The 17,486-nt window shown below is 73.7% G+C and carries 14 protein-coding genes; 6 read left to right on the forward strand and 8 right to left on the reverse strand.

The features are described from left to right. Nucleotides 1–61 precede the first annotated feature (61 nt). On the reverse strand, nucleotides 62–1,330 hold the full coding sequence (locus AC230_RS05110) for an MFS transporter (RefSeq protein ID WP_049714688.1): 1,269 nt from the start codon (nucleotides 1,328–1,330) through the stop codon (nucleotides 62–64). A gap of 290 nt (nucleotides 1,331–1,620) precedes the next feature. On the opposite strand from AC230_RS05110, the gene AC230_RS05115 reads away from it, so the two are divergent. Next, nucleotides 1,621–2,814, forward strand: coding sequence for a serine hydrolase domain-containing protein (locus AC230_RS05115; protein ID WP_049714689.1), 1,194 nt, complete (start codon nucleotides 1,621–1,623; stop codon nucleotides 2,812–2,814). A 37-nt stretch (nucleotides 2,815–2,851) separates the two neighbouring features. Here the strand turns inward: AC230_RS05115 and AC230_RS05120 are convergent, their stop codons facing one another. Together AC230_RS05120 and AC230_RS05125 are read right to left on the reverse strand one after the other, a co-directional pair. Further along, nucleotides 2,852–3,583 carry a hypothetical protein gene (locus AC230_RS05120; protein WP_157868511.1) on the reverse strand — a complete coding sequence of 244 codons (732 nt, stop codon included), beginning with the start codon at nucleotides 3,581–3,583 and terminating at the stop codon, nucleotides 2,852–2,854. Nucleotides 3,584–3,634: 51 nt separating this feature from the next. Next, nucleotides 3,635–4,216 (reverse strand): TIGR03086 family metal-binding protein, encoded by a 582-nt coding sequence (locus tag AC230_RS05125; protein WP_049714690.1) that lies wholly within the window; start codon nucleotides 4,214–4,216, stop codon nucleotides 3,635–3,637. Nucleotides 4,217–4,352: 136 nt separating this feature from the next. Between AC230_RS05125 and AC230_RS05130 the strand changes: the two genes are divergently transcribed. Further along, nucleotides 4,353–5,225 (forward strand): universal stress protein, encoded by an 873-nt coding sequence (locus AC230_RS05130; protein WP_049714691.1) that lies wholly within the window; start codon nucleotides 4,353–4,355, stop codon nucleotides 5,223–5,225. Nucleotides 5,226–5,466: 241 nt separating this feature from the next. Next, entirely contained in the window at nucleotides 5,467–6,648 is a 1,182-nt protein-coding gene (locus AC230_RS05135) for a L,D-transpeptidase (protein WP_078871014.1), read from the forward strand. A gap of 18 nt (nucleotides 6,649–6,666) precedes the next feature. Here the strand turns inward: AC230_RS05135 and AC230_RS05140 are convergent, their stop codons facing one another. Further along, a complete protein-coding gene (locus AC230_RS05140; protein ID WP_157868512.1) occupies nucleotides 6,667–7,911 on the reverse strand; it encodes an MFS transporter in 1,245 nt (414 codons plus the stop codon). Nucleotides 7,912–8,076: 165 nt separating this feature from the next. Here AC230_RS05140 and AC230_RS05145 point away from each other — a divergent pair, with 165 nt between their 5' ends. Next, complete coding sequence (locus AC230_RS05145; protein ID WP_198535417.1) at nucleotides 8,077–8,556, forward strand: RICIN domain-containing protein; 480 nt, start codon at nucleotides 8,077–8,079, stop codon at nucleotides 8,554–8,556. Nucleotides 8,557–8,574: 18 nt separating this feature from the next. Here the strand turns inward: AC230_RS05145 and AC230_RS05150 are convergent, their stop codons facing one another. Next, a complete protein-coding gene (locus AC230_RS05150; RefSeq protein ID WP_049714693.1) occupies nucleotides 8,575–10,371 on the reverse strand; it encodes a chloride channel protein in 1,797 nt (598 codons plus the stop codon). Between the two features lie 363 nt (nucleotides 10,372–10,734). Between AC230_RS05150 and AC230_RS31770 the strand changes: the two genes are divergently transcribed. After that, nucleotides 10,735–10,902: an ester cyclase gene (locus tag AC230_RS31770; protein ID WP_241833077.1), complete on the forward strand. Its 168-nt coding sequence runs from the start codon at nucleotides 10,735–10,737 to the stop codon at nucleotides 10,900–10,902. A gap of 189 nt (nucleotides 10,903–11,091) precedes the next feature. Then, nucleotides 11,092–11,871: a hypothetical protein gene (locus AC230_RS05160; protein WP_241833078.1), complete on the forward strand. Its 780-nt coding sequence runs from the start codon at nucleotides 11,092–11,094 to the stop codon at nucleotides 11,869–11,871. A gap of 21 nt (nucleotides 11,872–11,892) precedes the next feature. Here AC230_RS05160 and AC230_RS05165 read toward each other — a convergent pair whose 3' ends face one another. From AC230_RS05165 to AC230_RS05175, 3 genes are all read right to left on the reverse strand, one after another. Beyond that, the gene (locus AC230_RS05165) at nucleotides 11,893–12,570 is read right to left on the reverse strand and encodes a flavin reductase family protein (protein WP_049715044.1); all 678 of its coding nucleotides are present in this window, start codon (nucleotides 12,568–12,570) and stop codon (nucleotides 11,893–11,895) included. 89 nt (nucleotides 12,571–12,659) lie between these two features. Then, on the reverse strand, nucleotides 12,660–17,066 hold the full coding sequence (locus AC230_RS05170; protein WP_049714695.1) for an nSTAND1 domain-containing NTPase: 4,407 nt from the start codon (nucleotides 17,064–17,066) through the stop codon (nucleotides 12,660–12,662). Continuing rightward, nucleotides 17,066–17,452: a CU044_2847 family protein gene (locus tag AC230_RS05175; protein ID WP_049714696.1), complete on the reverse strand. Its 387-nt coding sequence runs from the start codon at nucleotides 17,450–17,452 to the stop codon at nucleotides 17,066–17,068. Before AC230_RS05175 ends, AC230_RS05170 begins: the two co-directional genes overlap by 1 nt. Between the last annotated feature and the right edge of the window lie 34 nt (nucleotides 17,453–17,486).

Raw genomic sequence — 17,486 nt, forward strand, 5'->3', positions numbered from 1 at the left:
GCGGTGGAGGGCTTCGGGCGGGATCGGGGGCTCCGGACGAGGGCCTCGTGGAGCCGGGGCATCAGGGGTGGACGAGGTCCCGGCGCAGCGTCCGGACCGAGGAGGCGAACAGGACCGGGAACGGGACGGCCAGCGCGGCCGTGCCCAGGGCCAGGGCGTTCCAGAGGCCCAGCCAGGTCCCGCAGGCGCCGGCGAGCAGCGCGGCCAGGGGCTGCGAACCGTAGATGACCCACCGGCTCGTGGCGAACGCCCGGCCCTGCAGGGCCGGGTCGCAGACGGCCTGCCGGATGCTGCGCTGGGTCGAGCCCTGGGCGACGGCGCATCCCAGTTGCACGAACAGGCCCAGCGCGACGGCGAGTTGCCCCGCGCCGCCCGGTGCGGCGAGCAGGAGCGGCACCTCGGTGAACGGGGCCAGGGCCAGGGAGGTGAGCATCACGCGGGCCGGGCCGTACCGGCCGACCAGCGGCCGGACCGCGAGCGCCCCGCAGAAGCCGCCGAGCGCGGCCGCACCGAGCGTCGTGCCCAGCGCCTCCCCGGACCAGCGCAGGTCGCGCAGCAGGTAGACGGACGCCAGCGTGGTGAGGAAGGCGACCACCGTCACGTACGCCGTGCCGGCCAGCACCAGGGGCCGGATGGTGGGGTGGGACCACAGGTAGCGCAGCCCTTCGCCGATCTCCGCGCGGACGGTGGTCGTGCCCGTGGGCCGTGCGGCGGCCGTCCCGGGGTTCCGGATGCGGGCCAGGAGGAGGGCGCAGGCCAGGAAAGAGGCGACGTCCAGAACCAGGGACCGGGCGGCGCCGAGGACGGTGACCAGGGCGGCGCCGAGCTGCGAACCGGCGCTGTCGGCCAGGGAGTTGACGCCGCCGAGCTTGGAGTTGGCCTCCAGCAGCAGCCGGCGCGGGAGCAGCGAGGGCAGGAGGCTGATGCGGGCGGTGTTCCCGAAGACCTCCGCCGTCGCGCTCACCAGCGCCACCGCGTACAGCTGCCCCAGGGACAGCCGGCCCAGGGCGTCGGCCAGGGGGACGGTGGCGAACGCGGTGCCGCTCACCAGCGCCGCGCCCACCATCACGGGACGTTTGCGGTACCGGTCGGCCAGGGCCCCGGCGGGGAGCGACACCAGCAGGGGCGGGAGCTTCTGGGCGCACGACAGCAGGGCGACCTGCCAGACGGAGGCGTGCAGCGTCACCACCGCGATCAGCGGAAGGGCCACCTGGGTGACACCGCTGCCAACGAGGTCCACCGCGTTGGCGCTCCAGTAGTGGAGGAAGTCCCGGTGCCGCCACAGGCTGCCGCCCGCCGGGGTGTCGTTCGCCGGGGTGTCGTTCGCCACGTCCGGCTTCCCTCCCGGTGCGAGACGTCGATGGACCTTGACTTCCGCGGGCGCGCCGCATCGCCGCGTATCCACCAGAACGATCAACGGTGGAAAGGGTTTCGGCCGCTGGGCCTCGGCATCACTCCTGCCCGGCAAGGGAGTTGGGAAAAATACAGACATACACGGTGATGTCGCGTGCCGCCTGGCCGAAAACCTTCGGTGGGTCAAGAACGGGTCAACCTATACTGCTCGGTGAGGTGTGACCGTTGTGACACCACTCAACTCGTGGTGCTTTTGAGGGGATTTAGATGCGGAAGCTTTCACGTCGTATACGGGGCAAGGCCCTTGGCCTCACCGCGGCGCTCGCGGTCGGTGCCGTCGCCCTGGCCGGGCCCGCCACCGCCGAGCCGGTCGCGGAGAAGGGATCCCACCGGCAGACGCAGGCGGCCCTCGACGGGCTGGTCGCCGCCGGCATGCCCGGCGTGGCGGCCCAGACCTCGTCCCCCGACGGGCAGTGGTTCGGCTCGGCCGGCTACGCCGACACCGCGAAGAAGACCAAGCGCACCGCCCAGGACCACATCCGCGCGGGCAGCATCACCAAGACCTTCGTCACCACCGTCCTCCTCCAGCTGGAGGCCGAGGGCAAGATCGGCCTCGACGACTCCGTCGAGCGCTGGCTGCCGGGCCTGCTGAAGGGCAACGGCTACGACGGCACCAAGGTGACGATCCGTCAGCTGCTCAACCACACCAGCGGCATCCACGACATGGTCGAGACGCCCGAGTGGAACGCGTACATGAACGGGCCGGGCTTCCTCAAGCACCGCTTCGAGTACCGCTCGCCCGAGCAGATCGTCGCCATGGGCCTGAAGTACCCGCCCTACTGGGCGCCGGGCACCAAGTGGCACTACTCCAACACCAACTTCGTCATCGCCGGCATGGTCATCGAGAAGGTCACCGGCAACGCCTGGGCCCGCGAGGCCGAGAAGCGGATCGTCAAGCCCCTCGGCCTGCGCGGGACGACCTTCCCCGGCACCGACCCGACGATGCCCGCCCCGCACGCCGTCGGCTACTCCAAGCTCTACGCCGCCGACCCCGGCCCGGAGATCTACGACGCCACCGAGTACAACCCGGCCTGGTCCGGCGCCACGGGCGAGATGATCAGCACCACCGGTGACCTCAACCGCTTCTTCGGCGCCCTCATCACCGGCAAGCTCTTCCCCAAGAAGCAGCTCGACGAGATGCTCACCACCGTGCCCGCCGAGGACGGCACCAACAACGACGTCCCGTTCGACTACGGCCTGGGCCTGATCGTCCGTTCGCTGCCCTGCGGCGTCAAGGTCTACGGCCACGACGGCATCGTCTGGGGCTCGCTGACCAGCAGCGCGGTCACCCGCGACGGCAAGCACGCCCTGACCTTCCAGATCAACGGCGACTGGCTGGAGTCCACCAAGCCCTACAACGACGTCTTCCGGGGCGAGTTCTGCCCCAAGCCGGCGGCCTGACCGCGGCGGAATCCCGCGGACCCGGCGCGGGGGAGACCTACGCCGGGTCCGACCGGTCGCCCGCCAGCAGGAGCTGGGGCACCTGCCGGAACCGCCACCCCCTGCCCTCCCGGGTGAACACCCAGACCAGGTCGAAGCGGTCGTCCGGCCACGCGTCCGGCGGCGCGGGACGCACCGTCCCCAGCCCCTTGACGATGCGCGTGATCCGGTGGTGCTCCCAGGAGACCAGCGTGGCGCCGTGCCGCCCGGCCACCTCCCGGGCCAGCGCGGCCTCGTCCCCCTGGCCGTACGTCACGTCCACCCGCAGCCCCAGCTTCGCCGCCAGCGGCGCGACCGTCTCCGCGGGCCGCAGGCCCTTGCCGCCGTCGTGGCCGTCGGCGGCGTAGACCGCGGACGGACGGCGCAGCCCCGGGCGCGGCGGCGCCCCGCCGTCCGGGGCGAACAGGCCGGCCAGCGCGCCGGCCCGCTGCCAGCCGCGCACCACCAGGGCGTGCTCGTTCCTCTCGCCGTCCTCGGTCACGCCGAACGGCGGCTTCTTCCCGTCGTCCTTCTCGCGCGGCTTCTCCGCGTGGCGAATGATCATCACGGTGTCCGCGCCGGGCGCGGGGGAGGCGGCCGCGGCCGAGTCGGCGGCCCGCGCGTCCTCGCGCGCGTCCGGCCCGGCACCGCCACCGCACGAACCCACCATCGCCATCGCCGTACACGCCCCCGCCGCCACGACCGCGCGCACCAGGGCGCGCCGCCGCGCCGCGCGGGGAAAAAGCCTCATTGGTTCCTTATAACCGAGTACCCCCGCCCGGGAGAAGACCCGGGAACCCGCTCACACCCGCCGCCCCAGCCGGGCCAGCAGCGTCGTCCACGCGTCCGCGACCTCCGGCACCGGCACGGGAGCGCCGAACAGGCCCGTCGGCGACATGTCGTCCCCGTACGCCCCGAAGACCCGCTGCGCCGCCGCCACCAGCTCGTCCGGCATCTCCTCCGGGGCGCCGATCGCGCGCGACAGGTCCCAGGTGTGCACGACGGCGTCGGCCGTCATCTCCGCGCAGTACGCGTCCGCGCCCGTCTCGCCGTAGGACAGCTTCACGGTGCGGCCCAGCGCGCCCCGGCGCGCGAACGCCTCCGCCGCCCCCGCGGCGGCCGCGTCCCAGGCGCCGGCCGGGTCGTCGCCGAGGACGTCGCCCTCCAGCTCGCGGCCGACGTCCTCGATGCTCTCGCCGTCCAACAGCCGCGGCACCCACAGCTGTTCGGCCGTCAGGTGGTTCACCAGGTCCCGCACGGTCCACTCGGTGCACGGCGTCGGGCCGTCCCACTGCCGTGGGCGGACGGCGTGCACCCGCTCGCCGAACAGGCCGAGCGCCTCCTCGTGGTGGGCGAGCAGCTCGCCCCGGGTCTCCTTGGCCATGCCCCCATGCTCCGCGCATCCGGCGGCGCGCGCGAGCCCGCGGGCCGCCCGCCCCGGTCGCGCCCGCCCCCGGGCGGTGCGAAGGTGGAAAGTGCCGGCGGCGGCGCGTCCTCGCGCGGTGAGGCGGTGAAAGGCGATGGACCTCCCCCTGGTCGTGGGGGTCGACGGATCCCCGGGCAGCCTGACGGCCCTGGACTGGGCCGTGGACGAGGCGGCGCGGCACGACGTGCGGCTGCGCCTCCTGTACGCCTCCCTGTGGGAGCGCTACGAGGGCCGCCTCCCGCCCGCCGACGGGCCCTCCCGCGAGACCCTGGCCGAGGAGGCCGTCACCCTCGCCGCGGCGCGCCGCGCCCAGGAGCGCGACCCCGCCCTGCGCGTGCACGCGGACACCGCGCCCGAGGAGCCCGTCAACGCCCTGGTGGAGGCCAGCCGGCATGCGTTCTTCCTGGTTACCGGCCCGTCCGGGCGGGGCGCCCTGACCGGGATCCTGCTCGGCTCGGTCAGCCTGGCCGTCGCCGGGCGTGCCCACTGCCCGGTGGTCGTCGTCCGCGGTGACGACGCGGCCGTCCGCGGCGCGCACGGCCGCGTGCTGGTCGGGGTCGGGGACGCGGCGGAGGCCCCGGCGGCCGTCCGCTTCGCCTTCCGGGAGGCCGCGGCGCGCGGCTGCGAGGTACGGGCCCTGCGCGCCTGGCGCCACCCCGGGCGGCAGTCCGTGGACCACTATCCGCTGCCCAGCGGCGGCACGCTCGACGCCGAGGAGCGCGCCGGGCGCGAACTGGACGACGCGCTGCGCGCGGCGGCGGAGGAGTATCCCGGGGTCGTGGTGCACGCCGCCACGGTCGAGGGCCCGCCCCGCAGGGCGCTGGTCGACGCCTCGGAGGGGGCCGACCTGCTCGTCGTCGGCGCCGTGCGCCGGCACCACGGTCTCGGCCTCCAGCTCGGCCGGGTCAGCCACACCGTGCTGCACCACGCCCGGTGTCCCGTCGCGGTCGTCCCCGCCACCGAATAGCCGGGGCGTGCGCGGTCGTTGACGGCGCGTACCCATGGACGCGCGCCTGCGGTTCTCCGGCCGGCGTCCCGCGAACCGTGGATGGAACGCGGTATTCCGATAAGGAATCGATGGCTGTCCTCCGTTTTGACTGAACAAATCTCGCTATCTCCAGGAACCATGGCCGCCTTCAGATCATCTGTTAAAGGTGGCGGGGGGATGCGTGCCCGCCATGGAGCCGCAGTTCTTGGAGGTTGTTCTCGTGCACGTCGGATCGGGCCGTCGTCCCGTCCTGTTGATGTCCGCCCTGGTGGGGTCGCTGGCGCTCTCCGCCTGCTCGGGCGGTTCCGGGGGGTCGTCCGGGGAGGACGCCGGGCCCGCGGCGAAGGTGACCGTCACGCCGGCGGGCGGCAGCAAGGAGGCCCGGCTGGGCTCGCCGATCTCCGTCAGGGCAGACGGCGGCAAGCTGACCTCCGTCGAGGTCAAGGACGACAAGGGGCAGAAGGTCGAGGGCAGACTGGCCTCCGACGGCACCACCTGGCAGTCGTCCGGCAACGTCAAGCCGAAGACCACGTACACGGTGCGGACCGCGGCCGAGGGGACCAAGGGCCGCAAGTCCTCGGAGACGGCGACGTTCACCACCGAGCAGCCGGCGAAGGTCAACAAGCTGACCAACACGCCGCAGAACGGCCAGACCGTCGGCACCGGCATGCCCGTCTCGATCCTCTTCGATCACAAGATCGACAAGGACAAGAAGGCCGAGATCGAGAAGAACTTCAAGGTCACCTCCAGCCCCTCGGTGGAGGGCGCCTGGGGCTGGGTGACCGACTACTCCGGCCAGGACCGGCTCGACTGGCGGCCCAAGACCTACTGGCCCAGCGGCACCAAGGTCTCCGTCAAGGGCTCGCTCGCCGGCGTCAACTCCGGCGAGGGCGGCTGGTTCGCCCGCGACTACGCCTACTCGTTCACGATAGGCGCCGACCGCAAGGCCGTCATCGACGTCCCCGGCCACACCCTGACGATGATCGAGAACGGCAAGCCGGTCGGCAGCGTCAAGGGCTCCGCGGGCTCCCCGGAGGCCCCCACCCGCGGCGGCATCCACACCGTGCGCAGCAAGAACGCCGACGAGACCATGGACTCCTCGACCATCGGCTACGGCAACCAGTGGATGCTGGACGCCAAGTGGGTCACCCACATGACCGCCTCCGGCACCTTCCTGCACTCGGCGCCCTGGAACAACCAGATCGGCGTCGTCAACAACAGCCACGGCTGCTTCGGCATGACCACCGAGGACGCCAAGACCGTCTACGACTTCCTGCCGATCGGCTCCACCGTCGAGGTCAAGGGCACCTCCAACACGGAGAAGACCGACGTCGGCAACGGGCTCGAGGTCTGGCAGGAGACCTGGGAGCAGTGGCAGAAGCGCAGCGCGCTGAAGAACTGACCGGCCGGCGCGGGCCGTTCACGGGGGCCGCCGGGAGGGGAACACTCCCGGCGGCCCCTGCTCCGCGGGCACGGCGCGGCGCCACGTCGTCCGGCACGCCGCGGCGACGGCGCTGCCCGCCGCGCAGCAGCCCGCCGCCAGCAGGAAGCCGGCGGCCGGGTCCGGGCCCCGGCCCGCCACCGCCCCCGCCGCCGCGGCACCGGCCGACGCCCCCGCCGCGCCGAGGGAGTTGAGCCAGCCGAACGCCTCCGTCAGCGCCTCCCGCGGCGCCACCTCGTCCATCACGCGGAACTGCGCCGTGACGGCGGCGTTCAGCAGCAGGCTCGTCGGGACGAGGACCACGGCCGGCTGCCACAGGCCGCGGCAGGCCGCCAGCGCGGCCCAGCCCGCCGCCAGTCCCGCCAGCAGCCCCGCCAACCGCCGTGCCGCCACGGCTCTTTCGCGCTGCCCGCCGCGGCACAGGCCGCCGAGCACACCGCCCGCCGCCAGCGCCGCGATCAGCGGGCCCGCGGCGTCGCGCCGCTCCTCGCCGTCCGCGAACGCCACCAGCGACACCTCGGCGGCGCTGACGCTGCCCAGCAGCAGGAAGCCGACCGGCAGCACGCCGAGGACCGCCGGGCGGCGCAGCGGCCGCGGACGCGTACGGGCTCCGGCGCCGCCCCCGCCCGGCGCCCCGCCGAGGTGCGGGCTCGCGGCCACCGGCAGACAGCCCGCGGCCGTGGCCGCCGCCGCGCAGAACAGCGCCGGAGGCGGGCCGCCGCACGCGGCCAGAGCGGCCACCAGGGACGGTCCCAGGACGAACACGACGTCCACGACGACGGATTCGTACGCGAACGCCGCGGCCTTGGCCGCCGGGTCGTCCGCCAGCGTCCTCGACCACAGCGCCCGCATCACCGCCCCGAGCGGCGGCAGCAGCACCCCGCTCGCCGCCGCGAGCGCGACGAGCGACGGGCGGCTCTGCGTCCGGGCCGACAGCACGCCGACCGCCGTCAGCACCAGCGTCTGGCCCGTGCCCGTCACCAGCAGGACGGCGCGCGGTCCCGCGCGGTCCGCGGCCCGGCTCCACAGGGGGCCCGAAACGGCGGCCGTCAGCGTGTGCAGGCCGGCGGCCGCGCCGCCCGCCGCGCAGGATCCGGTGTCCCGGAGCAGGACGAGGACGAACGTGATCCCCAGCATCCCGTTCGGCAGCCGCCCCACCAGCCCGGCCACGGCCAGCCGCCCCGCCCCGGCCCGCCGGAACAACGCCCCGTATCCACCGCCCACCCGGCGCCCTCCTCCCCAGGCCTCCTTTCTCCCGCGAAGTCCCTCCCCGCCCCCGCCCTTTCACCGTTTCTCCCGAAAGCGGTCGGGGGTGGCGACGGGTCGGGTCCGCGGGCGCCGGGGAGAGGGAAGCCGTCGCCGCACCACCGGGTACGATCAGGTGTTCGAATGTACGACCGGCGAAGGCACCACACCATGGACGGCACCTACCGCATCCGCAACGCCCACAGCGGCCTCCTCCTGGAGGTGGCGGGCGCCCGCACGGGCAGCGGGGCCGACGTCCAGCAGGGCAGGGAGACCGGTGGCCCGGCGCAGCTCTGGCGCGTCAGCCCCGTGCACCCCGGCAGCGGACTGCACCACGTCGTCAACGTGAACAGCGGCAAGCGCCTCGACGTGGCCGGCGCGTCCGTCGAGAACGGGGCGAACGTCCAGCAGTGGAAGGCCAACGGCTACGGCGCCCAGGAGTGGCTCGTCGAGCGGCTGGTGGAGCCGGAGGGAGCCGTGACGCTCGTCGCGCACATCAGCGGGCTGCTGCTGGAGGTGGCGGACGGCTCGGGGGCCGACGGGGCGAACGTCCGCCAGGGCGAGGACCTCGACAGCCCCGCCCAGTGGTGGTACCTGGAACCGGCGGCGGAGCGGGCGGGGTGAGCGGGCCCGGGGCGCGGCTCATCGGCCGGCCGGCCGGATGACGCGTTCGCGGTGCCCCTCCTGGACGAGCTGGTGACGGCGGGCGTGCAGCAGGTCGCGGAGGGCGATCACGCCGATGGGACGGCCGGTCGCCGGATCGACGACCGGGGCGCTGGTGAGGGCGTGTTCGGCGAAGAGGCAGGCCACGCGCCGGAGGGTGTCGTCGCCGCGGACGGTGAGCCGGCACGGCCGGGCGGCGTCCGCGGCCGTGAGGGTCCCGCCGCCTGCGCGGGCGGCGCGCAGGGAACGACGGGTGATGATCCCGAGGAGGCCGCCGTCCGGGCGCAGGACGGGGATCAGCCGCTGCGGCCGGTCCGGTGACCGCAGCCGCTCCGCGCAGGCGGCGGCCAGGGCGCCGTCGAGGGGATCGTCCGCGCCGACGGTCGACGGCGCGGCGTCCATGGCCTCGCGGACGAAGAACGCCTCCAGCGGGTCGGTCGCGTACTCCCGCGTGAGGTGCAGCCCGCGCCGGGCGATCTTCTCGGTGAGCAGGGAGCGCTTGAGCACGAGCACCGAGAGCGCGTAGGCGGAGGTGGCGGAGATCAGGAGCGCCGGCCCGGTGTCCCAGGCGTGGGTGAGTTCGAGGGTGAACACGACCCCGGTCAGGGGCGAGCGCAGCACCCCGCCGACGACCGCCGCCAGCCCGAGCATGGCCCAGAAGCCGGGTACGACGGACGGGAAGAGCATGCCCTCCCAGGCCCCGAGCGCCCCGCCGATCATGAGGACGGGCGCCAGCACGCCGCCCGAGGTGCCGGAGCCCAACGACAGGGCCCAGATGAGGGACTTGACGACGAGCACGCCGACGATGAGGGAGACGGTCGCGCGCCCGGCGAGCAGCTGCTGGACGACGTCGTAGCCGACGCCGAGGGCGCGCGGTTCGACGAGGCCGCCGCAGCCGATGACCAGGCCGCCGAGGGCGGGCCACCACATCCAGTGGAACGGCAGCCGGGCGAAGGCGTCCTCGGCGCGGTAGACCATCCACGTCGTGACGACGGCGAGGGCCCCGCCCGTCAACCCGCAGAGGACGGCGAGGAGTTCGACCAGCGGTGTGAGGTGGACGGCCGCCGCGTCCACGGGGAAGACCGGGCCGCCGCCCAGCAGCGGAACCCGGAGCGCGGTGGCCACGGCGACGGAGGCGACGACGGGGACGAGGCTGCGCGGGCGCCACTCGAACAGCAGGAGTTCGACGGCGAGGAGGACGGACGCCATCGGCGCGTCGAACGTGGCGGCCATCCCGGCCGCCGACCCGGCCACGAGCAGCGTCCTGCGCTCGGCGGCCGTGAGGCGCAGCGACTGCCCGAAGAGCGAACCGATCGCCCCGCCCGTCATGATGACCGGCCCCTCGGCGCCGAACGGGCCGCCGGTGCCGATGCTGATCGCCGCGGAGAGCGGTTTGAGGAGCGCGAGGCGGGGGGCCACGACGCCGCCCCTGGTCAGGATGGCCTCGATGGCCTCGGGCATGCCGTGCCCGCGTATCTTCTCCGAGCCGTGGCGGGCCAGCAGGCCGACGGCCAGTCCGCCGAGCACGGGGGCGCCGAGAACCAGCCACCAGGCGGGGTGGACGCGGCCGGGGTCCACCAGCTCCGTGCCGAGGCGCTGCCGGAACACCAGGTTGCCGATCAGTCCGATCAGCCGGAGGAGGAACCAGGAGGCCACGGCCCCGGCGGCGCCCACGGGCAGGGCCCAGGCGACGACGAGGAGGGCGCGGGGGCGGGTGGTGAAGTCCCCCAGGCCGGTGGTCGCGGGGGACGGGGGAGCGGGGTGATGGCCGGACATACCGTCATACTGTCGGGTCGGTATCACGACCGAAGTATTGCGCCCGGCAACGGTTTACCGGCCGAAAACCTCGACATTGTTGGCCTTTGGGGGCGATGAGACACCCGTGGGTGACGAACTCCCCTCACCCTGCCGCCTGTTCACCGAACCCCGCCACCAACGCGTCCACCGCGAACGCGAACCGCTCCCCGTCGTCCGTCCCCGCCCCGCTCCGCGCCGCCTCCGTCACCAGCGGATGCCGCCGGGCGTCCAGCGTACGCAGCCAGGCCGCCGAGCCCGTGCTCCATCGCGTCCAGCGTCGCGGGCGTGACGGCGGGCCGGGAGGCCGCCAGCGGCTGTACGCCGGGGTGGCGCAGCAGCGTCGTGAACAAGATCGGTTTCGGTGAACCGGACGAGCCGGGCGCCGCCTTCGAGGTGGAACAGATCTGGTTCTTCACCGTGGCGGACGGGCGGATTTCCGAGATTCGCGCCGTCAGTGACCGTCTCGGAATGTTCCTCCAGCTGGGGTGGGACTGGCCGGTGGCCGGATGACATGGGCGGATAAGGAATCCGAATTCGGCTGAAGGAAATGCCTATGCGCCGCGCCGGGCCGTGAACCCGGCCACTTCACAGGGGCTTTACCCGGATTTGGTGTCCCCGGCGGGGAATGCCCGCGCACTGTGGGCGGGCGGGAAAGGAACCGCGAATTCCGGACACCGGCTGAAAGGTCAAGGTGCAATCATGGCGAACATCCGGATGAGAAAGGGCGGGCGCGCCCTGCTGGTGGGTGCGGCCGCGGCCGTGGCGGTGGGTGCGGCGGCTCTGCCCGCTTCCGCGGCCGACGAGCCGACCATCAAGGAGTTGATGGCCGACTGCGCCAGCGGCGTCGGCAAATGCACGTTCAACGACCCGCAGGTCGACAAGGCGTACCTGGGCAATTTCCACCAGGTGTCGGACACGCTCTACAACTGCAGCACGTCGGACGCCACCCAGGGCCTGAACTGGTCCGACAAGATCGGATCCAGCGACACCGCGGAAGTCTCCATCACCTCCGGCGGAAAGATCGCCGGAATCGTCGACCTCAGCGTCACCGCCAAGTACGGTCACACCTGGTCGACCGAGCACTCCGAGGGCGGCAGCATGGGAATGACCGTCAAGCCCGGGGAGGTCGGCTGGATCTCCCGCGCCCAGGTGATGCGCCAGGTTTCCGGCACCTGGCAGACCCACTACGACGACCCGCACTGGGGCCACTACTACTGGTACTGGCAGGACACCATCACCAGCCCGGCGCCCAACGACACCGACGGTGTGAAGAACGTGGTCGTCGTCAAGACCCGGCCCATGACCGACGCGGAGAAGGCGTCCTGCGCGGCGCACAACGCCAAGACGTTCGTCTCCAAGACCAAGGTCGAGGTGCCGAAGGCCGACAACGCACCCCGCAAGGGAACGCCGGGCAAGCCCACCCCGGGCGACGACGGCAAGCCCCCGGCCCGGGAGGAGAAGACCGACCCGAAGAAGTGACGGGCGAGCGCGCCCGTGCCGTCAGCGCTCCGCCACGGCACGGGCGCGCTCGATGTCCGGCCCCCGGTAGAGGCGTTCGGGAATGCTCGCCAGCGTCGAGGGGTGCACCCGCGGCCCCAGCCCGTAGAAGTGCTGGAAGCTCATGATCAACGGACGCCAGGCGTCCGGGTCGATGCGGTCGGAGGTCCCCGCCATCCGTATCTCCTCGTGCACGTGCACCCGTTGCACCCGCACCTCCAGCGCCACGACCGAACCGCGCTGCCGCTCGTCGTCCTCGCCGACCGGATGCACGGCCTCCAGCACCGCCTCCATCGCCACCGGGCACTCGGCCACCCGCGGCGGCGCCACCGTCTCCGAATCCACCGGAGTGAGCCCCGCCCGCCCGAACTTGTCCGGCTCGTACCGGTATCCACGCTCCCTCTTCCGCTCCGGCACCGGATCCGTGCCCGTCGTCAGCGCCAACCGGTCCACGGCCGGTGCCAGCACGTCCGACGGCAGGTTGAGCACGCACTCCCTCTCGCGCATCAGGTTCCGCGCCGTCTGCGAACGCGCGGCGAGGCCGAGCACACCGCGCCAACCCAGCCAGAACGCGGACGACATGGGGGCGAGGTTGGGCGTCCCGTCCTCGTTGCGGGTGGAGACGAGCACCACCGGGGTGCCGAAGTAGAGGATGCCGGGTTCGATGCGCGTGTGAGTCATGGTGTTCGTGGTCACCGGGCCAGCCTGATCCACGCCGACCGGGACGACCGGCGGTCATCGGACGTCGTGGTGGGAGCGCGCGAAGCGCGTCATGAACAGGGCTCTTGGCGTGGCAGGCCCGGCGCGTACTTCTTCCACTGCTCGGTGGTGAGGGAGTTCCCGGTGTACGAGCAGAGGAGGTCGGCCACGTCGGAAGGGCTGGTGTCGAAGGAGAACACCGCGTTTCCGTCCGCCACGAGGAGCGTGCGGTCCTGCGGCAACGCGACCGCTGTGTAGAGACCTGGTCGCGGGATGGTCGCGCTGAGCACCGGCGCGGTCCGGTCGCTGATGTCCCAGAGCTGAATGCTGCTGCTCTGCGAAAAACTGAGGTTCCAGACGGCCATGCGCCGACCGTGCTCGTCGATGGTGAGGTCTTCGACGTCCTGGAGCGTGCGCATGGCGACGGGCGGGGCCGGATGGGCGGGATCGGTGATGTCCCACAGCGAGACGGTGTTGTCGCCGGTGCCGGTGGCGATCAGGCGGCGGCCGTCGTCGCTCATGCCCAGGTGATCACCATAGGTGCCCGGCAGGGTGACCGACGACAGCACCTTGCCGGCAACGGCGTGCAGGAGGTGCAGGGTCCGGCCGTCGTGGAAGGGGGCCGGTGCGGGGGTCGCGACGACAACGGCGTCGCGGGCGGAGACCACGATCCCCTGCATGGCTCCGGAGAGCGCCGTGGTCCCACCGCGGACCGGGTGTGCGGGATTGCTGATGTCCCACCATTCGATGGCGGACGCCGCGACGATCATGGCTGTCCCGCCGCTCTGGAGGGCCACACCGAAGCCCGCCCTCCGGTCCGGCAGGGGGACGGAACCGCTCTCGGCCGCTTCGCCGGACTCGGAGACGTGCCACAGGTGCATCCTGCGATCGGCCCCCTGGACGGAGACCAGGTCGCCGGAGTGGGTCGCGGCCACTCCCGTGCCGGTGATCAGGTCGGCTCCCAGCACCTGGCGCCCGATGATGAACGAGGCGGTGCCCAGCGAGGCGACCTGCACGGGACGGCGGGGATCACGAAGACTCCACACCTGCACCGACCCGTTGTGCGCGACGCTCAGCAGGAGCGACGGGCGGAGGAACATGACGTCCTGCACGGTGTCGGGCAGGGTGACCGTGGCCACGCGTACGGGTCCGGCGGGCGCGGAGCGGTCCCAGACGCCGAGAGGGGAAGGGCGGGGCCCCTTGGACGTGGTGTCCGCGGTGGTCACAGGTGCCGCCATGAGACGCCCGTCGGGGCTGAACGCCCATGCCTTGAAGGTGCTGTGCACCTCCGCGTCGTCGGCCTCCGGCACCGGCGAGCGCCACAGGCGGACCATGCCGTCGGAGCCGCCGCTCAGCAGGGCACCGCCGGTCGTGGGTGCGAGGGCCACGGTGGAGTAGCCGGTCCGGGCGCATGCGGGAGAGGCCGTGAGTTTCGGGCCGGAGGGGACGCTCAGCAGGCACAGTTCACTGTTGCTGTCGCGGGTGCTCACCCCGCTCACCGCGAGCTTGCGGCCGTCCGCGCTGAAGGCCGTCGCCATCAAGTTCGTTCTTGTGCCGGCGCTCTCCACCTTGATGACCCGGGGCTTAGAAGGGTTGCTGGTGTTCCAGAGGCCGATGTCGGTGTGCTTGACGGCCGAGAGCATGGTGCCGTCGTGACTGAAGGCGATCGCGGAGTATCCGGTGTCGATCACGGCGGCTCTCGTCGGGGCGGACGGTGTGGACAGGTTCCAGAGCTGCGTCCTGCCGTTCAGGATCGTGGCGGCGAGTGTGTTGCCGCGCGGGGAGAAGGCGACCGCGGCGAGCCCGTCCGACGACGTCGGGTTCTGAAGCCGCGTCACCAGGCGTGGAGTTGCCGGGGACTCGGTCGACCACACCAGCACCGGACCCTGTTGGGTCGCGGCGGCCAGCAAGGTGCCGTCCGAGTTGAAGGCCATCGATCCGATCTGGAAGCGTTTGCGGGAGGAGTCAACGGGCCAGGGCAGGCGCCCCGCGACAGTGGGATGCCGTGGGGTGGTCAGGTCCCACAGGCACACGCCCGGCGGCCCGCCTTGGCAGTCGCTCGCCAGCAGCCGCCTGCCGCGCGGCCCGAGAGCGATCCCCGTCGGGGCCGTGCGGAGCGTGGCCCGCAGGACAGGGGCGAGCGGTGTGGTGAGGTCCCAGATCCGCAGCTGCCCGTCCCGGTCGACGGCGGCGGCCAAGGGGCCGTCGGGCTGGGCCGCGACCCGCAGCACCCCCTGGCCGGTCGCGCCGACGACGCTGTCCAGCGGCGTCCGGAGCGCGGTGTACAGCTCGGCGGCCGTCTCCGGCGTGCGCGCCGACCGGTGGGCCGCCACCGCCAGCTGGGCCGCGATCCCCGGGTCGGCGGCCCGCGCCGCCTCCGCCTCCGCGACCAGCCGCGACGCCCGCACCACCGCCGCCTTGTCCGCCGCATCCTCCCGCAGCCGCACCGCGAGCACACCCACCCCGGTGGCCAGCAGCGCCAGGACGCAGATGACGGCGAGGACCGCCCGCCGCCGCAGGGTGCGGCGGCGGCGCTGGGCGCGTCCCCGTTCCAGGTAGGCGCGTTCGGCGGCGCTCAGGTCGGCGGCGCGGTCGCGCAGCCACGGGCGGGCGGCGGTGAGGGCGGCGGCCGTCGGGAGCAGGTCGGTGGCGCGTCCGCCGCGTTCCCAGTGGTCCATGTCGTGGCGGAGGGACTCGCGCCAGACGAGGAAGGCGCGGTCCTCGTCCGTCCAGTCCCGCAGCCGGCCCCATCCGGTGATCAGGGCCTCGTGGGCGAGCTCCACGGTCTCGTGGCCCTCCGGGCCGCGGTCGGTGACCAGCAGCCGGGTGCGGGCGAGTTCCCGGGCGATCCGCCACTGGCCCGCGTCCAGTTCGAGGCGGGGGACGGTCCGGCGGGTCGCCGCCGCAGAACCCAGGGGCACGCGGACGAGCCGGGTGAACAGCCGGCGGGCCGCGGCCTCGTCCTCGGGCGGCACGTACTCGCCCCAGACCCGGTCGGCGTGGCGCCCCAACGCGCCGGACACGCCGCCCAGTTCCTCGTAGGCCCGGTGCGTCAGCAGGCCGCCGGCCTGGTGCCGCCAGAGCAGGTCGAGGGTGAAGCCGAGCAGGGCCAGGGCGCCCGGCTCGCCGCCGGTGCCGGCCAGGATGCGGTCGACCAGGTGGGGTTCGTAGCGCAGGCCGGGGACGGCGTCGACCGGTACGGTGACGACTTCGCGCAGCCGGTCGGCGTCCATCGGGCCGAGCGCGTAGAGCCGGCGGCCGCACAGCGGGCCGAGCCCGGGGTGGGCGAGCGCCTCCTCCAGGAAGTCGGCCCGCAGGGTGGTCAGGACGCGGACGGCGTGCGGCAGGCTGTCGTGGAAGAGGATCCCCGCCAGTTCGTCGACGGCCGCGGGGGCGAGCGAGAGCAGTTCCTCGAACTGGTCGACCACGACGAGGAGCCGGCGGGCGGAGTGCCGGTCGAGGATCCGCGGCACGACGTCGGCCATCCCGTCCCGGCGCAGCACTCCGGCCAGCACGGAGGTGCGCTCCAGCTGCTGTGTCGCGGTCGACTCCGGTTCCAGCAGCGGCAGGAGGGCCGCGGCCAGGGCGGACACCGGGCTGCGGCCGGAGGCCGGCCGCACGGCGGCGGCGCGGATGCCGGACGCGCGCAGCCGGGGCACGACCCCGGCCAGGGCCAGGGAGGACTTGCCGGAGCCGGACGGGCCGACGAGGGTCGTCCACCGCTCGTGGGCCAGCATGGCGGCGAGTTCGGAAGTCTCGGCGTCCCGGCCGTGGAAGAGGGCCGCGTCGGCCTCCTGGAACGGCGCCAGGCCGCGGAAGGGCGAGGGGGGCAGGGTCAGGCCGCGCAGCGGGGGCCAGGCCGCCAGCAGTCCGCCGGTGGGGATCAGATAGCCGGCCGGGGGGTCTCCCGCCTCGGCCACCGTCACCATGCCGATCACGCCGACGAGTCCGTCGTCCCAGACGGGACCGCCGCTGAAGCCCTGTGCTATCCGGTAGCCCTGCCCGGCCAGGTCGGCCTGGACCCAGCCGTTGGCCTGCCGGGATCTCAGGACGCCGGAGTGCCACACGCCTCCCGGGCGCCCGGCCGGGAAGCCGAAGGCCCGTACCGGGTGCCCCCATACGTCCTCGGCCTCGACCAGCCGGATCGGCCGGGAGCCCGGCAGCGGTCCGTCCAGCCGGAGGACGGCCACGTCCCCGGTGCCGGACGGCGTGGGCGCGACCCAGTGCTCGACGGCCGCCTCGCCGGCGGGGCCGGGGAGCAGCGGCAGGTCCACCGTCACCCGCGCGGCGGCGTACGGCGGGGTGCCCTCCGCCGGGCCGAGCGCGGCGGAGACCACGTGGGCGCAGGTCAGCGCCCGGTCCTCGGTCACCAGGAAGCCCACGCCCACAGCGGCGCCGTGGGCGTCGCGGATGCGCAGCAGGGCCGCGTCCAGGGCCTTGGGGCCGGTTCCCGCCGTGGATCCCGCGGGCGCGGACATCAGCGCGCGCCGTCCGGGGCCGGGCCGGGGGCGGTGGTGTCCGCCCCGGCGGCGGGCGGCCGGTTCCAGGTGAGCGAGACCTTGAAGTTGGCCTGGGCGGCGGTGGTGGAGATGACCACGTCGGCCTCGGCGGACAGGGAGACGCCGAACTCCACACCGATCTCGTCCGGCGCGTCGGGCATGCCGCGGAAGCCCTCGACGAGGTGCTGGGCCACCGGCCGGATCCCGGCCAGCATGTCGGCGAGGGAGCGCGACGCCCGCGCCACCACCCGGCCCGTGCGGGCCACTTGGACGAGTCCGTCACCGGCGTCCGCGATCTCGACCCGGACGACGTCCGGCGCACCGTCGTCCGCCGGGCCGGTCGGCAGCTCCACCAGGTAGACCATGGTTCCCCCCGTTCACCCCCGAACGCCCCGGCCC

This window comes from Streptomyces caatingaensis, assembly GCF_001187435.1.
GTDB lineage: Bacteria > Actinomycetota > Actinomycetes > Streptomycetales > Streptomycetaceae > Streptomyces > Streptomyces caatingaensis.

Excerpts from the sequence above, each read along its gene's own strand:
- AC230_RS05160 (WP_241833078.1), top strand. The coding sequence starts at position 11,092 with ATGGCGAACATCCGGATGAGAAAGGGCGGGCGCGCCCTGCTGGTGGGT.
- AC230_RS05115 (WP_049714689.1), top strand. The coding sequence starts at position 1,621 with ATGCGGAAGCTTTCACGTCGTATACGGGGCAAGGCCCTTGGCCTCACC.
- AC230_RS05150 (WP_049714693.1), bottom strand. The coding sequence starts at position 10,371 with ATGTCCGGCCATCACCCCGCTCCCCCGTCCCCCGCGACCACCGGCCTG.
- AC230_RS05130 (WP_049714691.1), top strand. The coding sequence starts at position 4,353 with ATGGACCTCCCCCTGGTCGTGGGGGTCGACGGATCCCCGGGCAGCCTG.
- AC230_RS05170 (WP_049714695.1), bottom strand. The coding sequence starts at position 17,066 with ATGTCCGCGCCCGCGGGATCCACGGCGGGAACCGGCCCCAAGGCCCTG.
- AC230_RS05145 (WP_198535417.1), top strand. The coding sequence starts at position 8,077 with ATGTACGACCGGCGAAGGCACCACACCATGGACGGCACCTACCGCATC.
- AC230_RS05125 (WP_049714690.1), bottom strand. The coding sequence starts at position 4,216 with ATGGCCAAGGAGACCCGGGGCGAGCTGCTCGCCCACCACGAGGAGGCG.
- AC230_RS05120 (WP_157868511.1), bottom strand. The coding sequence starts at position 3,583 with ATGAGGCTTTTTCCCCGCGCGGCGCGGCGGCGCGCCCTGGTGCGCGCG.
- AC230_RS05165 (WP_049715044.1), bottom strand. The coding sequence starts at position 12,570 with ATGACTCACACGCGCATCGAACCCGGCATCCTCTACTTCGGCACCCCG.
- AC230_RS05175 (WP_049714696.1), bottom strand. The coding sequence starts at position 17,452 with ATGGTCTACCTGGTGGAGCTGCCGACCGGCCCGGCGGACGACGGTGCG.